The organism is Streptomyces sp. NPDC002144, assembly GCF_053593695.1.
This window is the reverse complement of sequence record NZ_JBSFDB010000013.1, coordinates 102,086-124,935: the sequence shown is the minus strand read 5'-3', so window position 1 is coordinate 124,935 and position 22,850 is coordinate 102,086. Positions and strand designations below refer to the sequence as shown.

Below are 22,850 nucleotides of genomic sequence, written 5' to 3'. Positions count from 1 at the left end.
GAACAAGGAGATGCAGTGAGCGTCACGGCAGCCAAGGGATTCACGGCGGCGGGCATCGCCGCCGGGATCAAGAAGAACGGCAACCCGGACCTGGCCCTCGTGGTCAACAACGGTCCGCGCCGCGCCGCCGCCGGCGTCTTCACCTCCAACCGTGTGAAGGCCGCGCCGGTCCTGTGGTCCGAGCAGGTTCTCAAGAGCGGCCAGGTCTCCGCCGTCGTCCTCAACTCCGGTGGCGCCAACGCCTGTACGGGCCCCAAGGGCTTCCAGGACGCGCACGCGACTGCCGAGAAGGCCGCCGAGGTACTGGGGCGGGGCGCGATCGAGGTCGCGGTCTGCTCGACCGGCCTCATCGGCGTCCTGCTCCCGATGGACAAACTGCTCCCGGGAGTCGAGACGGCCGCCGCCCAACTCTCCGAGCACGGCGGCGAGAAGGCCGCCATCGCCATCAAGACCACCGACACCGTCCACAAGACGTCCGTCGTGACGAAGGACGGCTGGACGGTCGGCGGCATGGCGAAGGGCGCGGGCATGCTCGCCCCCGGCCTCGCCACCATGCTGGTCGTCCTCACCACGGACGCGGCACTCGACGACGAAGTACTGGATACGGCGCTGCGGGCCGCGACCCGCACGACCTTCGACCGCGTCGACTCCGACGGCTGCATGTCCACCAACGACACCGTGCTGCTGCTGGCCAGCGGCTCCGCCGAAGTCACCCCGGAGTACGAGGAGTTCGCCGAGGCCGTGCGTGCCGTCTGCGACGACCTCGGACAGCAGCTGATCCGGGACGCCGAGGGCGCCAGCAAGGACATCAAGGTCGAGGTGGTCAACGCCGCGAGCGAGGACGACGCCGTCGAGGTGGGCCGCTCCATCGCCCGCAACAACCTCCTCAAGTGCGCCATCCACGGCGAGGACCCCAACTGGGGCCGCGTGCTCTCCGCGATCGGCACCACCAAGGCCGCCTTCGAGCCGGACCGGCTGAACGTCGCCATCAACGGCGTCTGGGTCTGCAAGAACGGCGGTGTGGGAGAGGACCGCGAGAAGGTCGACATGCGCTACCGCGAGGTGCACATCGTCGCCGACCTCGCCGCCGGCTCCGAGACCGCCACCATCTGGACCAACGACCTCACCGCCGACTACGTCCACGAGAACAGCGCCTATTCGTCATGAGCACCACGCGTAAGCACACCGCGCTCCCCAAGGCCCAGATCCTCATCGAGGCGCTGCCCTGGCTGGTCCGGCACAACGGCAGGACGGTCGTCATCAAGTTCGGCGGCAACGCCATGATCGACGAGGACCTGAAGGCCGCGTTCGCCCAGGACGTCGTCTTCCTGCACCACGCCGGCCTCAAGCCCGTCGTCGTGCACGGCGGCGGCCCGCAGATCAGCCGGGCGCTCGAAACCCACGGCATCGTCAGCGAGTTCAAGGCCGGCCTGCGCGTCACCACCGAGGACGCCATGGACGTCGTACGGATGGTGCTGGCCGGGCAGGTGCAGCGGGAGCTGGTCAACCTGCTCAACCAGCACGGGCCGCTCGCCGTCGGACTGACCGGCGAGGACGCGCACACCATCACCGCCACCAAGCACCAGCCCGAGATCGACGGCGAGTTGGTCGACATCGGGCGGGTGGGCGAGATCACCGAGATCGACACGGGCGCGATCGAGGCACTGCTCGCCGACGGCCGGATCCCGGTCGTCTCGTCGATCGCCCGTAGCCAGGACGACGGACATGTCTACAACGTCAATGCTGATACGGCGGCTGCGGCACTCGCTGCTGCGCTTGGGGCGGAGACGCTCATGGTCCTCACGGACGTCGAGGGCCTCTATGAGGACTGGCCGAACAGCGACGAGGTGATCAGCCGCCTCACCGCTTCCCAGCTGGAGAAGCTGCTGCCGGAGCTGAGCTCCGGGATGGTGCCGAAGATGGAGGGCTGTCTGCACGCCGTACGCAACGGCGTCACCACCGCCCGGGTCATCGACGGCCGGGTCCAGCACTCGATCCTGCTGGAGATCTTCACCGACGAGGGCATCGGCACGATGGTCGTGCCCGACGGACAAGACGAACAAGACGAACAAGACGCACAAGAGGGGGATGCCGTATGACGCACAACCAGGAGCTGAGCGAGCGCTGGCAGGGCTCGCTCATGAACAACTACGGCACCCCGCTGCTGCCCCTCGTGCGCGGCGAGGGCGCCAGGCTGTGGGACGCCGACGGCAAGGAGTACCTCGACTTCGTCGGCGGTATCGCGGTCAACGCGCTCGGTCACGCCCACCCGGCGGTCGTCGAGGCCGTCAGCACGCAGATCGCGTCCCTCGGGCACATCTCCAACTTCTTCATGTCCGAGCCGACCGTGACGCTCGCCGAACGGCTCCTGCAGCTCTTCGGCCGTGACGGCCGGGTCTTCTTCTGCAACTCCGGGGCCGAGGCCAACGAGGCAGCCTTCAAGATCGGCCGGCTGACCGGGCGCACCCACGTGGTCGCCACCGAGGGCGCCTTCCACGGCCGCACCATGGGCGCCCTGGCGATGACCGGCCAGCAGGGCAAGCGGGAGCCGTTCCTGCCGCTGCCCGGCGAGGTCACGCACGTGCCGTACGGCGACGCGCAGGCCCTGGCCGCGGCGGTGACCGAGGAGACCGCGCTGGTGATCCTGGAGCCGATCCAGGGCGAGATCGGCGTCGTCGTCCCGCCGCCCGGGTACCTCAAGGCCGCCCGCGCGATCACCGCCGCGAACGGTGCGCTGCTGGTCCTGGACGAGGTGCAGACCGGCATCGGACGGACCGGGCACTGGTTCGAGTACCAGGCCCACGAGGGTGTCCTGCCGGACGTCGTGACGCTGGCGAAGGGCCTCGGGGGCGGGCTGCCGCTGGGCGCGACCGTTGCCTTCGGCCGGGCCGCCGAGCTGCTGCGGCCGGGGCACCACGGGACGACCTTCGGCGGCAACCCGGTCGCGTGCGCCGCCGGGCTCGCCGTGCTCGACACGATCGCGAACGACGGGTTGCTGGAGAACGTCAAGCGGCAGAGCGGGGCGTTGCGGGACGGGATCGAGGCGCTGGGCCACCCGTTGGTCGGGCATGTCCGGGGCGCGGGCCTGCTCCTGGGTATCGTGCTCACCGAGCCGCACGCGCCCCGGGTGCGACAGACGGCTCAGGAGGCCGGGTTCCTGGTGAACGCGCCCGCTGACGACGTCGTACGGCTGATGCCGCCGCTGAATCTCGGCGACGACGAGGTGGCGGCGTTCCTTCGGGCGCTGCCCGGCATCCTCGACGGGGACGGATGAGCCGGAGAATGGGACGACGATGAGTCAGGCGCAGGACGACGCACAGCACGCCGGGCCTGCCGTGCCGCAGACGCGGACCGCGCGGCACCGCCGGATCGTGGACATCCTCAACCGGCAACCGGTGCGGTCTCAGAGCCAGTTGGCGAAGCTGCTCGCCGATGACGGGCTGACGGTCACTCAGGCGACGCTCTCCCGGGACCTGGACGAGCTGAACGCGGTGAAGATCCGCAACAACGACGGTGACCTGATCTACGCGGTGCCGAGCGAGGGGGGTTTCCGCACCCCTCGTGCGCCGCTGGGGGAGTCGGCGAAGGAGGAGCGGATGCGGCGGCTCTCGCAGGAGTTGCTGATCTCTGCGGAGGCTTCGGCGAACCTCGTCGTGCTGCGGACCCCTCCGGGGGCCGCGCAGTTCCTCGCCTCGGCCATCGATCAGGCCGAACTGCACGACATTCTGGGGACGATCGCGGGTGACGACACGTTGCTGTTGATCAGCCGGGAGCCGACGGGGGGACAGGCGTTGGCCGAGCATTTGCTGCGGTTGGCTCAGAACGGCCACTGAAGGGGGACTTGCGGTTGTTTTGCCGACTGCGGGGCGCATGGGGCTGGTCGCGCTCACGCGGCGGCAGCCGCATATCCGACACAGCCCCGCGCCCCTGAAGGCTTCCGCTTACCCGAGTCGGGATGCGAGGCCACCTGTGCATCTGACCTCGTCCCCGGCCGTGATGAGCAGCGCCTCCACATCCGGCAGCGACTCCAGCCAGCGCAGGCCTTCCCTGGAACCCATCGCGAAGGCCGCTGTTGCCCAGCAGTCCGCCCAGGTGAGGGCGGGGGCTACCACTGTGACCGCTACCAGGTCCGTCACCGCGGAGCGGCCGGTGCGGGGGTCGACGATGTGGGCGCCGCGTTCGGCCGTGCCGGAGGTGGCGACCGCCAGTTCGTCCGCGCCGGCCGCCGAGACCACCGCCGCGAGTCCGCCCGGGCGCAGCGGGTCGGCGATGCCCACGCGCCAGGGGCGGTGGGGTTCCGGCGTGCCGAACATCTGCACGTCGCCGCCGCCGTTGACGCTCACCCCGGTCGCGCCGGCCGCCCGCAGCCTGCGTGCCGCGTGCTCGGCCGCCCAGCCCTTGACGATGCCGGTGGGGTCGAGGCGGCCCTCGTAGCGCAGGCTGAACCAGCCGTCGCTCACCCGCTCGGCCTCGGCGCCCAGGTCGAGCACCTCCGCGACCTCGGGGTCGCACTCGGCCAGGGTCAGCTCACCGCGGGCGAGCCGGGAGACCTGGCTGTCCTCGCGGTAGGTGCTGAATACCGCGTTGACCCGGTGCAGCCCGGAGATCGCCTCCTCGAGTGCCGCCCGTACGACACCGGGTTCCCCGCCGCGGACGTCGAAGGAGAAGACGGTCCCCATGACCTCCTCCGCATGACGCACCGCGGCGGGAGCTTCCGCAAATTCCGCCACCGACTCAGCCACCGGCCTGGTCCAGCGCGGACTGCAGCGACTGCTTGTAGCCGCCGCTGGTGTACGTCGCCCCGGACACGGAGTCGATCTGCGCGTTGCCCGCGGCCACGGCCTCCTGGTTGAGCTTGGGGATCGCGAGGGCCGTCTTCTGGTCGCTGAGGCCGCCCTTGGGCGCCTGCACCGCGTCCGCCTTGGTGATCTTGCCGTTCGCGACGGTGATACGGACCTGGACCGGACCGTACTGGGTCTGTGCGACGGCACCGGTCACCGTCTTGGCCTGCGCGGCACCGGAGGCTGCGCCGGAGGACGAACCCGAGCCGCCGCTCTGCGCGGAACCGGCGCTCGCCTTCATCTTGTCGAGCGCGGACTGCAGCGACTGCTTGTAGCCGTTGCTCGTGTACGTCGCCCCGGACACCGCGTCGATCTGCGCGCTCTGCGCGGTGACCGTCTCCTGGGTGAGCTTGGGGATGGACAGGGCCGTCTTCTGGTCGCTGGTGCCGCCCTTGGGCGCCTGGATCGCCTCGGCCTTGGTGATCTTGCCGTTGGCGACGGTCAGCCGTACCTGCACGTTGCCGTACTGCGTCTGCGCCACATTGCCGTCGATCGTGCCGGACGCCGTCCCGCTCGACCCGGTGCCGCCCTGGGGCGAGGCCTGGGCGCCCGCGGTCTGCTGCGGTGCCGCCCCCGCCGCCTGGGCGTTGGGGTCGGAGGCCGGCTTCAGCGAGAGCAGCAGCACGACACCCGAGACGGTGGCGGCGCTGGCCAGCACGACACGCCGGATGGGGTGACTCTTCTTCATCGGTACCTGGGCTCCTGGAATCCCGTCGCTCACATCTCGAACGACTCGTGATGGATGCGGCGGGCGGGCACTCCCGCGCCGCGCAGTGCTTCGTACACGGACTGCGCGAACCCGGCCGGCCCGCACATGAACACGTCGTGCTTGTCGATGTCCGGCAGCTTCTGCCGCAGCCGTTCCGCCGAGATGTCGGGGCGCTCCCCGTCCGGGCTGTTCACGGCGTACATCAGCCGGGCGCCGCGGTCGTCGGCGATGGCGGCGAGCTCGTCCCACAGGGCCAGGTCCTGGGTGGTGTTGGCCCGGTAGAGCAGGGTGATGTCGCCGGCCGCGCCCGGCAGCGTCTCGAACAGCGCCCGCATCGGCGTGATGCCCACACCGCCGGCCACCAGCAGCACCTTGCCACGGCTGCGACGCTGGGCGGTCATGGCGCCGTACGGCCCCTCGGCCCACACCCGGGTGCCGGGCGTCAGCTCGCGCAGCCGGGCGCTGTGGTCGCCGATCGCCTTGACGGTGATCCGCAGCATGTCCGGCCGGGGCGCCGCGGAGAGCGAGTAGGGGTGGGAGCTGAACCGCATGCCCGGCGCGAGGAACCGCCAGCGGAAGAACTGCCCCGCCTCCGCGCCCATCCGGTGCAGCTTCCGCCCGCCGATGAGCACCGACACGATGCCCGGGGTCTCCTCGATGACCGCCTCGACGCGCATGCGGTGCCGCATGTTGAGCCGGATCGGGACGAGGATGCGGTACCAGATCACCAGCGCGGTGACCGAGCCGTACAGGGCGTACCAGAAGGTCTTGGCGGTCGGCTCGACGGCGAAGTCGTTGCCGGTGGTGATCTGGTGCCAGAACGTCAGGAACACGGCCCCGTACGTCAGCAGGTGCACGTGGTACCAGGTGTCGTACGGCAGCCGGCGGCGGACCGGGCCGATCGAGGTGAGGCCGATCAGCACGAACAGGCCGGTGCCGATGGCCGCCTTGCCCATGTCCGGCAGCTGGTTGATGGAGTCGATCGTCTGCTGGACGATGTCGCCGAGCGACTTGCCGGCCTGCAGCGCGTAGCCCCACATGATGAGGAAGACGTGCGCGAAGACCAGGCAGAGCGTGTAGCGGCCGCTCATCGCGTGCCAGCGGGCCACGCGGTCCGAGCCGACCCGCCGCTCCAGCGCGGGCACCCGGGCCATCTGCAGCACGACCAGTGCCATCAGATAGCCGGCCAGCAGACCGGTGATCCGGCCCGCGTTGAGAATCTTGCCGTTCTGGTCGGCGATGGACGGTGTGTTCATCCACCACAGCCACAGCACACCGACCGCGCCCGCCCATACGGCGAGCAGCAGGACGGTCGCCGGGGAGCGGCGCGGGCGGATGCGGCGCATCGTCTGGCGGCGGGCGGCGCGGCCGCCTGCGAGCGTGGTGGTCACTGTTCCTCCGGGGCGGGGGCAAGGGGGTTGGCGTGGTCCCTTGGCCCAGAGATACGTGCCGTGACGCCGGTGCGTTCAGCCGCGTGCCGAGTCCAGGGCGGACTGGAGTGACTGGCGGTAACCGTCACTCGTGTAAGTGGCCCCGGAGACCGTGTCGATGTTCGCGCTCTGGGCCTGGAGGGCCTCGCTGCGCAACCGGGGGAGGGCGTAGCTGTTGATCTCCTGGTCGCGCGGATTGTCCGTGGGGTACTGCACCGCGGTCACGTCGGTGAGCTTGCCGCTCTTTAGGGTGATCTTCACCTGGACGGGGCCCCAGCGGGTCTGGATCGTGCTCCCGGTGACGGTCTTCGTGCCGGTGGAGACCGACCCTCCGGAGCCGCCCGAGCTGCCGGCCGCGCTTGAGGTGCTCGGACTGCTGGAGGGCGCCGGTACGGCGAGGGCGGCCGTCGGCGTGCTGTGCGGCTTCAGGGACAGCAGCAGCACCATCCCGGAGACGGTGGCGGCGCTCGCCAGTACGATCCGGCGCAGGGGGCGGTTCTTCTTCAGCGCGTGCACTTCTTGGGCCTCACAGGTCTCAGAGCTCGAACGACTCGTGGTGGATGCGGCGGTCGGGGACCCCGGCGGCGCGCAGCTCCTCGTACAGGTCCCGGGCGAAACCGTGCGGACCGCAGATGTAGACGTCGTGGCCGGCCAGGTCGGGGAAGGTCGCCCGCAGCGACTGCGCGGTCAGGTCCGGGCGCCGTCCGGCCGGTCCGTTGAGCGCGTACAGCACCTTCGCGCCTCGCCACCGGGCGATGGCCTCCAGCTCCGCGCCCAGGGCCAGGTCCTCGGCCGTCCGGGCCCGGTACAGCAGCGTCACCTCACCCGGGAGCGTCTCGAACAGGGCCCGCAGCGGGGTGATGCCGACGCCGGCCGCGATCAGGAGGGACCTGGGCGAGGTCTGCCGGTCCTCGGTCATCGAGCCGTACGGCCCCTCCGCCCACACGCGGGTGCCGGGCCGCAGCAGCGAGACGGCCGCGCTGTGGTCGCCGAGCGCCTTGACCGTGATCCGCATCAGATCCGGGCGGGGCGGCGCCGACAGCGAGTACGGCGTCGACGTCCAGCCCAAGCCCTCGCCGAGGAACCGCCAGCGGAAGAACTGCCCCGGCCGTGCGCCCAGTTCGTCCAGCCGCCTCCCATGCACGACGATCGAGTGGACGCCGGGTGCCTCCCGGTGCACGGACTGCACCCGCAGCCGGTGGCGCATGTTCAGCCGTACCGGTGCGAGGATCCGGAACCACAGCACCAGGGCGGCGACCCCGAGGTACAGCGCGTACCAGGCGGCCGTGGCGATCCGGTGGCCGTTGAAGTCGTTGCCCAGGGTCAGCTGGTGGAAGAAGGCGAGGAAGACGGCCGCGTAGGTCAGCAGGTGCACGTAGTACCAGAACTCGTAGCTGGTACGGCGGCGTACCGCGCGGGCCGAGGTGATGCCGACGGCGAACAGGATGACCGTGCCGGCGGTGGCCTTCAGCATGTCCGGGTAGTCCAGCACCACCGTCACCGTCTCGTGCCAGACCGAGGCGCGGTCCTGGGCGGCGTACCCGAGCAGGATCAGCACGACGTGCGCCGCCAGCAGACAGACCGTGTAGCGGCCGGCCATGGCGTGCCAGCGGGCCACCCGGTCCGAGCCGACGCGGCGCTCCAGCAGCGGCACCCGCGCCATCAGCCCGACCAGCACCGCGCAGGCGTACCCGCACAGCAGTCCGGCGATCCGCCCGGCCCCGGTCAGCCAGCCCGCGGCGCCGACCACCGAACCGGTGTCCGCCCACCACATCGCGACCACGGCGGCCGCACCGGCCCACAGCAGCGCGAGCACGGCGCCCGCGGGTGAGCGCCCGGCGGGCGGCGCGAGCCGCGGTGCCGCCCTCCGCTCGTACACGGTGGTCATCTGTACGTCCTCTCACCTGTCCGGGACGCCACTGTGCCTCCGCAACCTCTGAGCACCCTCTGAAAGGCCCCTCACCGAGCCCACTCAGAGGAAACTCAGAGCGTCGTCCGGTGCGTGACGCGGGCGCGAGGGGTGATCCTGGGGAGGAGATGAACACCACCAGATCCGGCCGTCCCGCCCTCACCCGCCCCGACGGCACCCCCCTGCGCGTCCTCGTCGTCGACGACGACCCCGATCTCGCCGAGGTGCTCTCCGGCGCCCTGCGCTACGAGGGCTGGCAGGTCCGTGCGGCCGGTGACGGCGCCTCCGCGCTCGCCGAGGCCCGCGAGCTGATGCCGGACGCGGTCGTCCTCGACGTGATGCTCCCGGACACCGACGGCTTCGCCGTGCTGCGCTCCCTGCACACCGTGAAACCGGACGTCTGCGTGCTGTTCCTGACCGCCCGGGACGCGGTCGAGGACCGTATCGCCGGCATCACCGCGGGGGGCGACGACTATGTGACCAAACCCTTCAGCCTGGAGGAGGTCGTCGCCCGGGTACGGGGCCTGCTGCGCCGTGCCGGCATGGCCCGCCAGCTGGAGGAGGGCCCTCATCTCACGGTCGGCGACCTGGTCATGGACGAGGACTCCCACGAGGTCACCCGCGCCGGCGAACTCATCGAGCTGTCGCCCACCGAGTTCGAGCTGCTCCGCTTCCTCATGCGCAACCCCCGCCGGGTCCTCAGCAAGGCGCAGATCCTCGACCGGGTCTGGTCCTACGACTTCGGCGGCCGCGCGCATGTCGTCGAGCTGTACATCTCCTACCTGCGCAAGAAGGTGGACGCCGGCCGTGAGCCGATGATCCACACGGTGCGCGGCGCCGGGTACGTGCTCAAGCCGGTGGCGTCATGAGGGTGCCGTGGCGACGCCTGCCCCGGCTCCGCACTCTGCGGGCCCGGCTCACCGTCGGCCTGGTCGTGCTGCTCGCGGTCAGCTGCGCCGCGGTCGGGGTGGCCGCGGTGTTCGAACTGAACGGGTTCCTCCTCAGCCGGCTGGACCAGCAGCTGACCGAGGCCGGGAACCGGTTCGCCGTGAGCCTGGAGTACAAGGTGCTGCCCGACGACCACGACGGCGACGAACACGGCGACACCCGCCGGCAGTCCACGGGCACCCTGGGCGCCCGGCTGGTCGACGGGACGGTTACCGACGCGGCGGTCGTCCGTTCCGAAGGCATCCAGCACGTCCCGCTGAGCGCGCAGGACAAGAAGCGGCTCGCCGGGATTCCCGCCGACGGCCGAGGACACACCGTCCGCCTCTCCGCCCTGCACTCCTACCGGATCGTCTCCTCCCGGGGCGCCGACGGAGACGTACTGCTCACCGGACTGCCGCTGGAGCCGGTGGAGGCCGCGGTCCACCGGCTCGAACTGGTCTCGGGGATCGTCTTCGGCGCCGCGCTCACCGTCACCGGCGTGGTCGGCGCCTTCTGGGTCCGCTGGTCGCTGCGCCCGCTCAGCCGGGTCGCGGCCACCGCCACCCGGGTCAGCGAACTCCCGCTTGCCAGCGGCGAGGTGGCCCTGCCGCCCCGGGCACCGGAGTCCGACCCGCGCAGCGAGGTGGGTCAGGTGGCCGGCGCCTTCAACCGGATGCTGGGCCATGTCGAGGACGCGCTCACCAAACGGCACGCCAGTGAGGAGCGGCTGCGCAGCTTCGCGGCCGACGCCAGCCACGAACTGCGCACCCCGGTCGCCTCGGTCCGCGGCCACGCGGAACTGGCCCTGCTGCACCCCGGCCCGGTACCGCCGGAGATCAACCGCGCCCTGGAACGCATCGCCGCGGAGTCGTCCCGGATGGGCGAGATGGTCGACGAGATGCTGCTGCTGGCGCGACTGGACGCGGGGCGCCCGCTGGAACGGCAGCCCGTCGATCTCACCATGCTGGTCCTGGACGCCGTCACCGACGCCCGGGCGTCGGGCCCCGAGCACCGCTGGGAGCTGGACCTGCCCGAGGAACCGGTCACCGTCGTCGGCGACAGGCACCGCCTCCACCAGGTGGTGGCCAACCTCCTGGCCAACGCGCGGCTGCACACTCCCGCGGGCACGAAGGTCACGGTGACCCTGGAGAGCGAGGACTCCGCCGCCGTCCTGCACGTCCACGACGACGGCCCCGGAGTCCCCGAGGACATCCAGCCCGGCGTCTTCGAACGCTTCACCCGGGCCGAACACCGCCGGCGCGCGGACGCCTCGGGCGGTGGAGCGGGCCTGGGCCTGTCGATCGTGGCGGCGGTGACCGAGGCGCACGGCGGGAGCGTGGAGCTGGTGAGCAGGCCGGGGTCGACGACGTTCACCGTGCGCATCAGTACCGGATGATCGCCGTGCTCCCGCTCGTCGTGCCGATGGCGATGTGCGGCTTCTTCCCGGGAGCGGCCCACCGGAGGATCGCCCGCATCGCGTCACCGGGCACGGACACGCAACCCGCCGTCGCCCCGCGCCCGTTGACGTGCAGGAAGATGCCGGCGCCGCGTCCCCGCACCGGCTGCTGGTAGTTGAACCCGATGACGAGGGCGTACGCGTACTGCGTCGGGTAGGCGCCGAGCCGTTCCGACTCCGACGCCCGGCAGTCGGACGGACGCGGCTCGGTCCAACGGTTGTAGGAGCGCGACGCGTTGTCCTCGCACCACCACGAACTCGCGTGCACTGGCCGGTACTTGTACGTGGTGCCACTCGGTGCGCCCTTGATCCCGAAGGCGAAGGGAAGGTCGTACAGCCCGGTGGGCGTGGTGTTGGTGTTCTGCTTCCGTGAGGCCCCCTCGACCAGCCCCTTCGCCCCGAACCGGGCGGAGGCGGAACCGGCCTTCACCCACCGCCCGTTCCTGCGGTCCCACCAGGTGAGGGTGCCGGTGGTCGAACTCTTCGCCGGGGCCACGGCGGTGATCAGCTGGGTACCGCCCCCGGTGTCGGCCATGCGCGCGGGAAGCGGTGCCACGGGGTTCGGCGCGGCGGCACCGAGGACCAGCAGGGACGCGGACGCCAGAGCGCCGGCGACGGCAGAGGTTCGCATGGCTCAGACCGTAGAGGGCGGCAGCGGCAACGGCAGCCCGGGTAGGCCATCCAGGCTGGTCGCGATGTGCTCCTTCTTGGTGAAGTAGGCGTTCAGCGAGGCGTCGTCCTCGCGCGCGAACCGCTTGCCGTGCAGGTCGCGGTCCTCGTCGTACGTCATGAAGGGCACCGCGTAACCGCAGGTGTCACGGACGAGTTCGGCGCGCACCACGATGATCGCGCGCAGCCCGTGCCGGGTCTCGTCGATGTCCGGGAAATGGGTGAGGAGTTGACCGAACCGCGGGTCGTCACGGAAGACCGGCTCGCCGCGCCCGTGCACCCGCACGATGTTCGGCGGTCCCTGGAACGCGCACCACATCAGCGTGATCCGCCCGTTCTCCCGCAGATGCGCGATGGTCTCGGCGTTTGACCCGGCGAAGTCCAGGTAGGCCACGGTGAGTTCGTCCAGGACGGCGAACGAGCCCGTCAGGCCCTTGGGGGATAGGTTGACCGTGCCGTCGCCGGCGAGCGGGGCGGTCGCGGTGAAGAAAAGAGGCTGCGCCTCGATGAACGTACGCAGCCTGCCGTCTATGCGCTCATAAGTCTTTCCCACGCCTGACGATTATGAACGCGATCCTTTCGCCTGTCTAAGGAATTGCGGGTCCGGGTGCCGGATCCCGCCGCGGCCGCCCCGGCCGGCGCTCCTCGGGGCGGCCACAGCGCCTGTCACGTCACTTGGTGAGCGTGCAGGCGGCCAGCGAGTCCAGGCCGGTCGGCTTGGTCGAGGTACGGCCGATCGCGATGGCGATGCGGTCGATCGTCGACTTCCGCTTGTCCGCCAGCGGGCCGAGGATCGCGTTGTTCACGAAGTTCGCTCCGCCCTGGCCGACGGTGGTCTGCAGACGCTTGTTGGCCTCGTCGATCTGGGTCTGCAGCAGGGTGAGGTTCCGGGTGACCTCGGCCTGGGCGGAGGCCGGGATCGCGGGGAGCTTCGAGGCGACGTCCGGGCAGGTGATGGTCCCCACGCCCGTGGCGCCGGCCTGTCCGCCCGCGTTGGTGTTCGCGGCCCCGCCGGCGTTGGCGTTGCCGCCGTTGTTGGCCTTGCCGCCCGCGTTCGCGTTGTTGCCCGCGTTGGCGTTGCCCGTGTTCGCCTTGCCCCCGCCGGCCGCGTTGAGGGCGCACGGCGCGAGCGAGTCCAGGCCGGTGGGCTTGGCCGCCGTACGGCCGATGGCCGTGGCGATGCGGTTGATCGTGGCGACGCGCTTGTCCTTGAGCGGGCCCAGGATGGCGTTGTTCACGAAGTTCGCACCGCCCTGGCCCACCGTGTCGACCAGGCGCTTGTTGGCCTCGTCGATCTGGGTCTGCAGCAGGGTGAGGTTCCGGGTGACCTCGGCCTGGGCGGAGGCCGGGATCGCGGGGAGCTTCGAGGCGACGTCCGGGCAGCTGATGGTGCCCGGGGACGCGGCCAGGGTCCGGGCGTTGTTCCCGCTGCTGCTCTTGGAGGGGGTCCCGGCGAGGGCGGTACCGGCGATGACCGCTCCGGACAGCGCCACCGCGGCGGCGCCGCCGATGATCGCGACGCGACGCTTGTTGTACTTCGGAAGAGCCCTGGACATGCGGATGCCTCACTGGGGTCTGGAGTGACAGTTCTGTCACTGGTGTGTGACTGGTGTTTACAAACGCGGCGCCTGCGTTCGGCGAGAGGTACGGGAAAGCGGTTACGCATGTTCAAGTCAACTCGAGAATCGGCGCGCGACGACCTCTCGAATTGACGAATCATGCAGAGCTCTGCATAATCATGCATGTCAGTGAGCGCCTGGGCTGACCCCGACCGACCCCGAGGAGCAACGCAAGTGAGCAGCAACAGCGGTGACGTCCGGCTCTGGGGCGGCCGTTTCGCCGACGGCCCCTCCGAGGCCCTGGCGAAGCTGTCCCCGTCCGTCCACTTCGACTGGCGGCTGGCGCCGTACGACATCGCCGGTTCCCGTGCCCACGCGCGCGTGCTGCACAAGGCGGGGCTGCTCACGGACGACGAGCTGACCCGGATGATCGCCGGCCTCGACCAGCTGGAGGCCGATGTGGCCGACGGCTCGTTCGTGGGCACGATGGCGGACGAGGACTGCCACACGGCGCTGGAGCGGGGTCTGCTGGAGCGCGTCGGCCCCGAGCTCGGCGGCAAGCTGCGCGCGGGCCGCTCCCGCAACGACCAGGTCGCCACCCTCTTCCGCATGTACCTGCGGGACCACGCCCGCACGATCGGCGGTCTGATCGCCGACCTCCAGGACGCGCTGATCGGCCTCGCGGAGGCCCACCCGGACGTGGCGATGCCCGGGCGCACCCACCTCCAGCACGCCCAGCCGGTGCTGTTCGCCCACCACGTCCTGGCCCACGCCCAGTCCCTGTCCCGGGACGCCGAGCGGCTGCGCCAGTGGGACGAGCGCACCGCGGTCTCCCCGTACGGCTCCGGTGCCCTCGCGGGCAGCAGCCTCGGCCTCGACCCCGAGGCGGTGGCGAAGGACCTCGGCTTCGAGCACGGCAGCGTCGGCAACTCCATCGACGGCACGGCCTCCCGCGACTTCGTCGCCGAGTTCGCCTTCATCACTGCGATGATCGGCGTGAACATCTCCCGGATCGCCGAGGAGATCATCATCTGGAACACGAAGGAGTTCTCCTTCGTGACCCTGCACGACGCGTTCTCCACGGGCTCGTCGATCATGCCGCAGAAGAAGAATCCCGACATCGCCGAGCTCGCCCGGGGCAAGAGCGGCCGCCTGATCGGCAACCTGACGGGTCTGATGGCCACGCTCAAGGCGCTCCCGCTGGCCTACAACCGGGACCTCCAGGAGGACAAGGAGCCGGTCTTCGACTCCATCGACCAGCTGGAGGTCCTGCTCCCCGCCTTCACCGGCATGATGGCCACGCTCACCGTCCACCGCGACCGCATGGAGGAACTGGCCCCGGCCGGCTTCTCCCTCGCCACCGACATCGCCGAGTGGCTGGTCAAGCAGGGCGTCCCGTTCCGCGTGGCGCACGAGGTGGCGGGCGAGTGCGTCAAGGCCGCCGAGGCCGAGGGCAAGGAACTGAACGACCTGACGGACGACCAGTTCGCGAAGATCTCGGCCCACCTGACGCCCGAGGTTCGGACGGTTCTGAACGTCCCGGGCGCCCTGGCCTCCCGCAACGGCAGGGGCGGCACGGCCCCGAGCGCGGTGGCGGTCCAGCTGGCGGAAGTGAAGACGAACGTCGCTGCTCAGCACGCGTGGGCTGACCGCAGCTAGGGGCGCGGGGCCGTGTTGGATGTGCGGCTGCCGCCGCGCGGGCGCGACAAGCCACGACGGACTCGCACCCGCCAAAGCACCGCGCAACCCACCCCCTGAAGCGAAGGGCATCCCGAGCTACGTTGTGGGCATGCCCTTCGCCCGCCTCGCCACAGCAACCACGCCCACCTGCCACATCGGTCTGGGCCTCGCCGCAGTAGGTCGCCCCGGCTACATCAACCTCGGCCGAGACGAAGACCTGGGAGACAACCGGAGCGTCGAGACGCTACGAGCCCGCACCCACGAACTCCTCGACGCCGCCTACGCCCAGGGCGTCCGCTACTTCGACGCGGCCCGCTCCTACGGCCGCAGCGAGGAGTTCCTCGCGGACTGGCTCAACGACAACCCCGGCCGAAACGACGTGGTCGTCGGCAGCAAATGGGGCTACACCTACACCGCCGACTGGACCACGGACGCCGAACAGCACGAGGTCAAGGACCACAGCCTCGCGACCTACGAGCGCCAGCGCGCCGAGACCGCCGACCTCCTCGGCGACCACCTCGACCTCTACCAGATCCACTCGGTGACCCCGGACAGCCCGGCGCTCACCGACAAGGAACTGCACGCCAAGCTCGCGGAGGCCGCCGCCCAGGGCCTCACCGTCGGCTTCTCCACCAGCGGCCCGGTCCAGGCGGACGCGATCCGCGCCGCCCTCGACGTGACGGTCGACGGCGCCCCCCTCTTCCGTACCGTCCAGTCGACGTACAACGCCCTCGAGACCTCGGCCGCCCCCGCCCTCGCCGAGGCGCACGACGCCGGGCTCACGGTGATCGTCAAGGAGGGCATGGCCAACGGCCGCCTCGCGCAACCGCACGCACCGGACGCCCTCAAAGCGGTGGCCGCCGAGACATCCCTCGGCTGCGACGCCGTCGCCCTCGCCCTGATCCTGCGCCAGCCGTGGGCCGGCGTCGTCCTCTCCGGCGCCGCGACCCTCGGCCAGCTCGCCTCCAACCTCCACGCTGCCGTCGTCGACCTCGACGAGGACCAGCTGACCCGCCTCGCCACCCTCGTCGAGGAGCCGCAGGCGTACTGGGCGAAGCGCGGCAGCCTCCCCTGGCACTGACACAAAAAGCCCCTCTCGACTCACGCCCGTGAGTCACACACGCGTCGTATGAGACAAAGATGTCTCACATGGGCTAGGTTTGTCTCATGGCTGTCGATCGTGACCACGTCCTGCGCTCCGCCGCGGCCCTGCTGACCCGCAAGTCCACCGCGACGATGGACGAGGTCGCGAAGGCGGCGGGGATCAGCCGCGCCACCCTGCACCGCCACTTCGCGGGCCGCGACGCGCTCGTACGGGCGCTGGAGTCGCTTGGGATCGCCGAGTGCGAGGCGGCCCTGGACGCGGCCCGCGTGGCCGAGGGCCCGGCGGCCGACGCCGTACGGCGGATGGTCGTGGCGATCGAACCGGCCGCTGCCCTGCTCGCCTTCCTCTACACGGAGAACCAGCTGTTCGAGGGGGAGGAGCAGAACGCCGGCTGGACCCGCATCGACGACCGCATCTCCGCGCTGTTCCGGCGCGGGCAGGAAAGCGGTGCCTTCCGCATCGACCTCACCCCCGCCTGGCTCACCGAGGCGCTCTACGGCCTGCTGGCCTCCGGCGGCTGGGCCGTGATGGAGGGCCGGGTGGCCCGCAAGGACTTCACCTTCATGATCACCGAGCTGCTGCTCGGTGGCGCACTACGGAGAGAGGAACCATGACCAGCACCCTGCAGCCGGCGACCACGACCGAGGCGGTGAAGCGCCCGGGCCGCTGGCTGGCGCTGTCCGTCCTCGTGCTCGCCGTGCTGCTGGTGGCCGTCGACGCGACCGTCCTCGGTCTCGCGACCCCGTACATCAGCGAGGACCTGAGGCCCACGGGCACCCAGCTCCTCTGGATCGGCGACGTCTACTCGTTCGTGATCGCCGGTCTGCTCGTCTCGATGGGCAGCCTCGGCGACCGCATCGGCCGCAAGCGGATCCTGCTCGGCGGCGCCACGGCGTTCGGCGCGATATCCGTCCTCAACGCCTATGCCACGACACCCGAGTTGATGATCCTGGCCCGCGCCCTGCTCGGCGTCGCGGGCGCGACGCTCATGCCCGCGACCCTCGCTCTGATCCGCAACCTCTTCCACGACTCGCGCGAGCGCAGCCTCGCGATCGGAATCTGGGGCGCGACGGCCTCCGCGGGCACGGCGGTCGGCCCGATCGTCGGCGGTTTCCTGCTCGAGCACTTCTGGTGGGGCTCGGTCTTCCTGATCAACCTGCCCGTGATGGTGGTCCTGGTGCTGGTCGGCATCCGCACGCTCCCGGAGTCCAGGAACCCCCGCCCGGGTCCCTGGGACCTGACCAGCGTGGCCCTGTCACTCATCGGCGTGATCGGCGTCGTCTACGCGGTAAAGGAGGCGGCGACCCACGGCTTCACGTGGCCGACCCTCGCCTCGGGCGCCCTCGGCGCGGCGGCCCTGACCTGGTTCGTCCGGCGCCAGCTCACCCTCGCCACCCCGCTGCTGGACATGCGCCTGTTCCGCAACCGCGGCTTCAGCGCCGCGGTCCTGGCCGACCTGCTGACCATCCTCGGCATGTCGGGCCTGGTCTTCTTCCTCTCCCAGTACCTGCAACTGGTGCAGGGCAGGCGCCCGTTCGAGGCGGGCCTGGCCGAACTCCCCGCCGCGGTGGGCGCGGTGGCGGCGGGCCTGGTCGCGGGCCGGGCGGCTCGCCGCTTCTCGGTGCGCGCGGTGGTCTCCGGCGGCCTCGCGGCGGTGGGCCTGGCCCTGGCGGCCCTGACCCTGATCACCGAGTCGACCGGCTACCCCCTGCTCGGCACGGCCCTGCTCGTCGTGGGCGTCGGCGCCGGCTTCTCCTTCACGGTCACGGCCGACGTCATCCTCTCCGCCGTACCGAAGGACCAGGCAGGCGCGGCCTCCGCGGTCTCGGAAACGGCCTACGAACTCGGCGCGGCCCTGGGCATCGCGATCCTGGGCACGATCGTGACGGGCGTGTACCGAGACTTCCCGTCCCCGCCGGGCACACCGTCAGGGGCACACGAGTCACTGGGGGGAGCGGTGGAAGCGGCACAGGGCATGTCGGCGACCGGTGCTCAGCAACTGCTGTCGTCGGCGCGAGAAGCCTTCGTGGATGGCCTGTCACTCGCAGCGGGCGCAGGCGCAATCGTGCTGCTGGCAACGGCGATCGCAGCATGGTTCATGCTCCGAAACCAGCGGCTCGACAGCGCCCCCTAAGGGGCGCGGGGCTGTGTCCGATGTGCGGCTACCGCCGCGTGGGTGCGACCAGCCCCCACCAACCCGCACCCGACAACGACCCTTACGCGGCCTTCGCCTTCGTCGCATACATGTCCACATACTCCTGCCCCGACAACCGCATGACCTCGGCCATCACGGAATCCGTCACGGCCCGCAGCACATACCGGTCCCGGTCCATCCCGTCGTAGCGCGAGAACTCCATCGCCTCACCGAAACGAACGGTCACCTTGCCCGGCCGCGGCATACCCGCACCCCCCGGCTGCAACTTGTCCGTGCCGATCATCGCGAACGGAACGACGGGCGCACCGGTCATCAGGGTGAGGCGCGCGATGCCCGTACGTCCGCGGTACAGCCGCCCGTCCGGGGACCGCGTGCCCTCCGGGTAGATCCCGAAGACCTTGCCCTCCTCCAGCACGCGCCGCCCGGTCATCAACGCGGCCACGCCGCCGCGACCGCCGTCCCGGTCCACGGGGATCATGCCGACTCCGGTGAAGAACCAGGCCATCAGCCGTCCCTTGAGGGTCTTGCCGGTGACGTACTCGTCCTTGCCGATGAAGAACACCTGCCGGTCGCAGACGAGCGGAAGGATCATCGAGTCGATGAACGTGAGGTGGTTGCCGGCCAGGATGACCGGGCCGTCGCCCGGGATGTGCTCCACGCCCTCCACCTGTGGGCGGAACATCAGGCGCATGATCGGTCCGAGCACTGCCTTGATGAGCGCGAAGCGGGACAACGGGCCCTCCGGTGTCAAGCGGTTCTTTATGAGTCTGTGCAGGTGAGGACGATACTCGCGGTCCGAGGCGTGGTGCACATCGGGGACACGGCGTTCACCGAGGTCTTACGCACTGTTGACGTTGGTTCACCTGCGGTGACACCGCGTTTCCGGCCCGTAACCGGCCCGGAACCGTGTGACGGAAGTCGCCCCGTTCAGCCGCGTCCTCCCTTATGGCTTACGACATTCCGAGTCACCCGCCTGTTCCGGTTCAGGCCTCCCTCGCGTCATGTCGACCCACCTACCATCGCGCCGGACACAGACGACGGGCCGACGCCAGGGGAGGCGCTCATGGGAACGCAGGAGAACGAACAGACAGGCGGCACCGGGCGGCGCGCGCTCCTCGGCGCGGCGGTGCTGGGCGCGGGCGGAGCCGTACTGGGCCTGTCCGGCACGGCGAGAGCGGCGGGCGCGGGACACACCGGCGGCGGGCTGAGGAGCCTGCCCAAGCCGACGATCATCGGTCACCGCGGCGCCAGCGGCTACCGGCCCGAGCACACCTTCGGCTCGTACAACCTCGCCCTCGACCTGGGCGCCGACATCGTCGAGGCCGGCGACCTGGTGCCCACCAAGGACGGTCATCTGGTGTGCCGGCACGAGCCGGAGATCGGCGGGACGACGAACGTCGCCGACCACCCCGAGTTCGCCGACCGCAAGACCACCAAGGTCCTCGACGGCGTCTCCACCACCGGCTGGTTCACCGAGGACTTCACGCTCGCCGAGCTGAAGACGCTGCGCGCGATCGAGCGCATCCCGGCCAACCGCCCGCACAACACGCTCTACAACGGCCGCTGGGAGATCCCCACCTTCGAGGAAGTCCTGAAGTGGCAGGACGAGCAGACCCGCAAGCGCGGCAAGCAGGTCTGGATCTATCCCGAGACCAAGCACCCCACCTACTTCCGCAAGCTGGGGCTCGGCCTGGAGGAGCGGGTCGCCAAGCTGCTGCACAAGTACGGCAAGGACAAGCGGAACTCGCCGGTCATCCTGCAGTCCTTCGAGCCGAGCAGCATCCAGCGGCTGAACACACTGGTCGACAACCCGCTGGTGGTCCTGCTCTCCGGGGCGGGCACCCGTCCCTGGGACTTCGTCGAGGCCGGTGACCCGCGCACCGTCGCCGACCTGATCACCCCCAAGGGGCTCCGGGAGATCGCGGGCTACGCGCAGGGTCTCGGCCCGACCCTCGACCTGATCATCACCAAGAAGGCGGACGGCAGCCTCGACAAGCCGACCACCCTGGTCTCCGACGCGCACAAGGTCGGCCTGATCCTGCACCCCTACACGATGCGCAACGAGAACCCCTTCCTGCCCGCCGAGTTCCGCAAGGGCACGGCCGCCGACGGCTACGGCGACCCCTTCGGCGCCTTCAAGACGTACTTCGCCACCGGCATCGACGGCGTCTTCACCGACAACGCCGACACGGGCGTGCTGGCCCGCGCCGACTTCGTCAACGGATGAGCGTCCGGCCCCGGTTGGGGTGAACAGCCGGCCGCCCGGGCAACCCATCGCCCGGGCGGCCGCGTCGTGCCGCATATGACGCACGATCTCGTCGCCACCCTGCGCCCCCTGCTCACCGCCGAGGCCTCGGCCGAGGCACATGCCTCCGGTACGGAACCCGCCGACCTGGAACAGGCGGTCTGGCTGCGGCTGCTGGAGCGTCTCGACTCCGCCGGGCCGCCCCGCGATCCGCACGGCTGGCTGCGCCGGGCCGTCCGCTCCGAGGTGCGCCGCAGCCGCCGTACGAACCGTCTCGAAAGGCCGTACGCCGACGAGCCCGTGGACGACACCGGCCGTGACCCCGAGCACCTCGCCCTCGCCGCCGCCCGCGGGCGGGCCCTGCGGGACGCGGTCCGCCGCCTTCCCGGGCGCTGCCCCCGTCTGCTGGAGGCGCTGCTCTCGCCGAAAGACCTGACATACCGGGAAATCGCGGGGGAGTTGGGTATCTCACAAGGAAGTCTCGGCCCGGAACGCTCCAGATGTCTGGGATGTCTTCGCCGTTTGCTCACATCGGAGGTTGCGGCCCGCTGAGCGCGGGGATAGGAGTGAGGGACAACGTGGCGATCAGGTGAGCGGGAGGCGTGCGCACATGGGCATGAGCGTGACCATCTCGGTGGCGACCGAGCAGGACGCGGAGCAGATCTTCAGGCTGCAGTACCTGTGCTTCCAGAGCGAGGCGGCGCTGTACGGCAACTACCGCATCGACCCGCTCGTCCAGAGTCTGGACTCGGTCCGCCAGGAGGTGGCCTCCGACTGCGTCTTCGTCGCGCGCCTCGGCGAGGAGGTGGTCGGTTCGGTGCGCGGCCGCGTCACCGAGGACGGCTCCGCCTCCATCGGCAAGCTCTGCGTCCACCCCCGTCTGCAGGGCCACGGCATCGGCGCGCGGCTGCTGCGCGCCGCCGAGACGGCCCTGGTGGAGGAGCGCGGCGCCAAGCGGTTCCGGCTGCACACCGGTCACCGCAGCGAGGGCAACCTCCGCCTGTACCGCCGCGTCGGCTACGAGACGGTCGGCACCTCCCAGGGTGCCGACGGCGTACCGATGATCGTCCTGGAGAAGCCGGCCGAGGCCTACGTCACTACGGCGTGACGGCGCGGTTCCTGCGCAGCCAGTACAGCGCCGAGATCGGCAGCAGCACCGGGATGAAGACGTACCCCATGCCGTAGTCCGACCACACCGTCGCGTCCGGGAAGGCCGACTTGTCGACCAGCGTCCAGGTGCCGACGATCAGCACGCCCGCGAGTTCGGCGGCGCAGCAGATCTGCGCCGCCTTGCGGGCCGTCTCCCCGCCGCGCACCAGCGTGTACGTGATGAAGCCGTAGACGACCCCGGCGACGGCGGACAGCGAGTAGGCGAGCGGGGCCCGGTCGAACTCGGTCGCGATCTGGTAGACGGAGCGCGAGACCGCACCGACGACCATCACGCCGTAGAACCAGACGAGCAGCATGCCCGGCCCGCTGATCAACCGTGTCCTGGTCGGCTTCTCCTCCGTCACGGCCACCTCAGCCTCCCCAGATGTCATAGAGCCGCACCTCGAGCACGGCCAGCACCACACCGCCGGCGACCACCGTCACCGAGCCCCAGCGGGTGCGCTCCGCGAGCGACATGAAGCCCGCCGCCGGCACGCACGCGAAGGCGCCCAGCAGATACGCCACGAAGATCGTCGTCCCCTGCTCCGGCTTCTCGCCGCGCGCCAGCAGCACGATCCCGACCACCAGCTGCACCACGGCCAGCAGCGACACCACGGCCATGCCGATGAAGTGCCAGTCCTTGGTCGGCTGGTCCCGATAGGCGGCCCAGCCGCACCAGGCGGCGAGCAGCAGCGCGGCGACCCCGGTCACCAGGGTCAGGACGGTGAGCATGTCGTGACCTTATTACGGCGGAAATGGTCCGTCGCCGCCGACCCCTGTCCAGCACTGTCCGCCATGTGGACAGCGCGTTCTTGGTCGCTCCCATACGTCTGCTTTACTGATCGCATGACCACGACGAGCTGCCGCACGCTTGCGACCGAGGCGACCATGACGCCCGGTGCTCGTTGTATGTGTCGAATGTGCGCCTTCTAGAGGGCCCCCGCACCACCCCGAGACTCGCGCCCCGAAGCGAGCCGCCGCGGCATGTCCCCGCGTCCTGAGCGACGCGCGTGACC

General features: G+C 70.6%; 24 protein-coding genes. 13 read left to right on the top strand and 11 right to left on the bottom strand.

The features are described 5' to 3' along the window. Window positions 1–15: 15 nt before the first annotated feature. Genes argJ through ACWCQ1_RS21190 form a run of 4 tightly spaced genes read left to right on the top strand, consistent with a single transcriptional unit; the run spans window position 16 to window position 3,833 of the window. A complete protein-coding gene (gene argJ, locus ACWCQ1_RS21205) occupies window positions 16–1,167 on the top strand; it encodes a bifunctional glutamate N-acetyltransferase/amino-acid acetyltransferase ArgJ (RefSeq protein ID WP_451027099.1) in 1,152 nt (383 codons plus the stop codon). Continuing rightward, a complete protein-coding gene (argB, locus tag ACWCQ1_RS21200; protein WP_451027098.1) occupies window positions 1,164–2,099 on the top strand; it encodes an acetylglutamate kinase in 936 nt (311 codons plus the stop codon). The genes argJ and argB overlap by 4 nt, the downstream gene beginning before the upstream one ends. Then, entirely contained in the window at window positions 2,096–3,274 is a 1,179-nt protein-coding gene (locus tag ACWCQ1_RS21195; RefSeq protein WP_358607570.1) for an acetylornithine transaminase, read from the top strand. Before argB ends, ACWCQ1_RS21195 begins: the two co-directional genes overlap by 4 nt. Before the next feature lie 19 nt (window positions 3,275–3,293). Continuing rightward, a complete protein-coding gene (locus ACWCQ1_RS21190) occupies window positions 3,294–3,833 on the top strand; it encodes an arginine repressor (RefSeq protein ID WP_208779647.1) in 540 nt (179 codons plus the stop codon). A gap of 108 nt (window positions 3,834–3,941) precedes the next feature. Here the strand turns inward: ACWCQ1_RS21190 and ACWCQ1_RS21185 are convergent, their stop codons facing one another. From ACWCQ1_RS21185 to ACWCQ1_RS21165, 5 genes are all read right to left on the bottom strand, one after another. Next, window positions 3,942–4,679 carry an FAD:protein FMN transferase gene (locus tag ACWCQ1_RS21185; protein WP_451027097.1) on the bottom strand — a complete coding sequence of 246 codons (738 nt, stop codon included), beginning with the start codon at window positions 4,677–4,679 and terminating at the stop codon, window positions 3,942–3,944. A gap of 55 nt (window positions 4,680–4,734) precedes the next feature. Next, on the bottom strand, window positions 4,735–5,529 hold the full coding sequence (locus tag ACWCQ1_RS21180) for an FMN-binding protein (protein WP_207929827.1): 795 nt from the start codon (window positions 5,527–5,529) through the stop codon (window positions 4,735–4,737). Between the two features lie 29 nt (window positions 5,530–5,558). Further along, a complete protein-coding gene (locus ACWCQ1_RS21175) occupies window positions 5,559–6,941 on the bottom strand; it encodes a ferredoxin reductase family protein (RefSeq protein WP_165954888.1) in 1,383 nt (460 codons plus the stop codon). Window positions 6,942–7,016: 75 nt separating this feature from the next. Continuing rightward, window positions 7,017–7,496, bottom strand: a complete 480-nt coding sequence (locus tag ACWCQ1_RS21170; protein WP_451027096.1) for an FMN-binding protein — start codon at window positions 7,494–7,496, stop codon at window positions 7,017–7,019. 19 nt (window positions 7,497–7,515) lie between these two features. Continuing rightward, window positions 7,516–8,868, bottom strand: coding sequence for a ferredoxin reductase family protein (locus ACWCQ1_RS21165; protein ID WP_451027095.1), 1,353 nt, complete (start codon window positions 8,866–8,868; stop codon window positions 7,516–7,518). Window positions 8,869–9,017: 149 nt separating this feature from the next. On the opposite strand from ACWCQ1_RS21165, the gene ACWCQ1_RS21160 reads away from it, so the two are divergent. Both ACWCQ1_RS21160 and ACWCQ1_RS21155 read left to right on the top strand, forming a co-directional pair. Continuing rightward, on the top strand, window positions 9,018–9,758 hold the full coding sequence (locus tag ACWCQ1_RS21160; protein ID WP_358607554.1) for a response regulator transcription factor: 741 nt from the start codon (window positions 9,018–9,020) through the stop codon (window positions 9,756–9,758). Then, a complete protein-coding gene (locus ACWCQ1_RS21155; RefSeq protein ID WP_133044946.1) occupies window positions 9,755–11,212 on the top strand; it encodes a sensor histidine kinase in 1,458 nt (485 codons plus the stop codon). Before ACWCQ1_RS21160 ends, ACWCQ1_RS21155 begins: the two co-directional genes overlap by 4 nt. Here the strand turns inward: ACWCQ1_RS21155 and ACWCQ1_RS21150 are convergent. The 3 genes from ACWCQ1_RS21150 to ACWCQ1_RS21140 all read right to left on the bottom strand — a co-directional run bounded on the left by ACWCQ1_RS21150 (window position 11,199) and on the right by ACWCQ1_RS21140 (window position 13,497). After that, window positions 11,199–11,903, bottom strand: a complete 705-nt coding sequence (locus tag ACWCQ1_RS21150; RefSeq protein WP_358607551.1) for a L,D-transpeptidase family protein — start codon at window positions 11,901–11,903, stop codon at window positions 11,199–11,201. The two genes, ACWCQ1_RS21155 and ACWCQ1_RS21150, sit on opposite strands and share 14 nt — an antisense overlap. A gap of 3 nt (window positions 11,904–11,906) precedes the next feature. Next, window positions 11,907–12,494: a pyridoxamine 5'-phosphate oxidase family protein gene (locus ACWCQ1_RS21145; protein WP_133044944.1), complete on the bottom strand. Its 588-nt coding sequence runs from the start codon at window positions 12,492–12,494 to the stop codon at window positions 11,907–11,909. A 118-nt stretch (window positions 12,495–12,612) separates the two neighbouring features. Beyond that, window positions 12,613–13,497: a hypothetical protein gene (locus ACWCQ1_RS21140; protein ID WP_358607548.1), complete on the bottom strand. Its 885-nt coding sequence runs from the start codon at window positions 13,495–13,497 to the stop codon at window positions 12,613–12,615. Window positions 13,498–13,734: 237 nt separating this feature from the next. Here ACWCQ1_RS21140 and argH point away from each other — a divergent pair, with 237 nt between their 5' ends. The 4 genes from argH to ACWCQ1_RS21120 all read left to right on the top strand — a co-directional run bounded on the left by argH (window position 13,735) and on the right by ACWCQ1_RS21120 (window position 18,419). Continuing rightward, window positions 13,735–15,159: an argininosuccinate lyase gene (argH, locus tag ACWCQ1_RS21135; RefSeq protein WP_451027094.1), complete on the top strand. Its 1,425-nt coding sequence runs from the start codon at window positions 13,735–13,737 to the stop codon at window positions 15,157–15,159. A gap of 130 nt (window positions 15,160–15,289) precedes the next feature. After that, window positions 15,290–16,261, top strand: coding sequence for an aldo/keto reductase (locus tag ACWCQ1_RS21130; protein ID WP_358607545.1), 972 nt, complete (start codon window positions 15,290–15,292; stop codon window positions 16,259–16,261). An 86-nt stretch (window positions 16,262–16,347) separates the two neighbouring features. Further along, complete coding sequence (locus ACWCQ1_RS21125; protein ID WP_358607542.1) at window positions 16,348–16,899, top strand: TetR/AcrR family transcriptional regulator; 552 nt, start codon at window positions 16,348–16,350, stop codon at window positions 16,897–16,899. Beyond that, window positions 16,896–18,419, top strand: coding sequence for an MFS transporter (locus tag ACWCQ1_RS21120; protein WP_451027093.1), 1,524 nt, complete (start codon window positions 16,896–16,898; stop codon window positions 18,417–18,419). The genes ACWCQ1_RS21125 and ACWCQ1_RS21120 overlap by 4 nt, the downstream gene beginning before the upstream one ends. A gap of 82 nt (window positions 18,420–18,501) precedes the next feature. Here ACWCQ1_RS21120 and ACWCQ1_RS21115 read toward each other — a convergent pair whose 3' ends face one another. Beyond that, on the bottom strand, window positions 18,502–19,173 hold the full coding sequence (locus ACWCQ1_RS21115; RefSeq protein WP_133045042.1) for a lysophospholipid acyltransferase family protein: 672 nt from the start codon (window positions 19,171–19,173) through the stop codon (window positions 18,502–18,504). Window positions 19,174–19,503: 330 nt separating this feature from the next. Here ACWCQ1_RS21115 and ACWCQ1_RS21110 point away from each other — a divergent pair, with 330 nt between their 5' ends. The 3 genes from ACWCQ1_RS21110 to ACWCQ1_RS21100 all read left to right on the top strand — a co-directional run bounded on the left by ACWCQ1_RS21110 (window position 19,504) and on the right by ACWCQ1_RS21100 (window position 21,793). Next, window positions 19,504–20,667 (top strand): glycerophosphodiester phosphodiesterase, encoded by a 1,164-nt coding sequence (locus ACWCQ1_RS21110; RefSeq protein WP_133044937.1) that lies wholly within the window; start codon window positions 19,504–19,506, stop codon window positions 20,665–20,667. A 75-nt stretch (window positions 20,668–20,742) separates the two neighbouring features. Then, a complete protein-coding gene (locus tag ACWCQ1_RS21105; RefSeq protein WP_133044936.1) occupies window positions 20,743–21,237 on the top strand; it encodes an RNA polymerase sigma factor in 495 nt (164 codons plus the stop codon). Window positions 21,238–21,295: 58 nt separating this feature from the next. After that, entirely contained in the window at window positions 21,296–21,793 is a 498-nt protein-coding gene (locus tag ACWCQ1_RS21100) for a GNAT family N-acetyltransferase (RefSeq protein ID WP_133044935.1), read from the top strand. Here ACWCQ1_RS21100 and ACWCQ1_RS21095 read toward each other — a convergent pair. Next, complete coding sequence (locus ACWCQ1_RS21095) at window positions 21,783–22,226, bottom strand: hypothetical protein (protein WP_356764361.1); 444 nt, start codon at window positions 22,224–22,226, stop codon at window positions 21,783–21,785. The genes ACWCQ1_RS21100 and ACWCQ1_RS21095 overlap by 11 nt on opposite strands. Continuing rightward, window positions 22,207–22,566 (bottom strand): hypothetical protein, encoded by a 360-nt coding sequence (locus ACWCQ1_RS21090; RefSeq protein ID WP_451027092.1) that lies wholly within the window; start codon window positions 22,564–22,566, stop codon window positions 22,207–22,209. Before ACWCQ1_RS21090 ends, ACWCQ1_RS21095 begins: the two co-directional genes overlap by 20 nt. Window positions 22,567–22,850 lie beyond the last annotated feature (284 nt).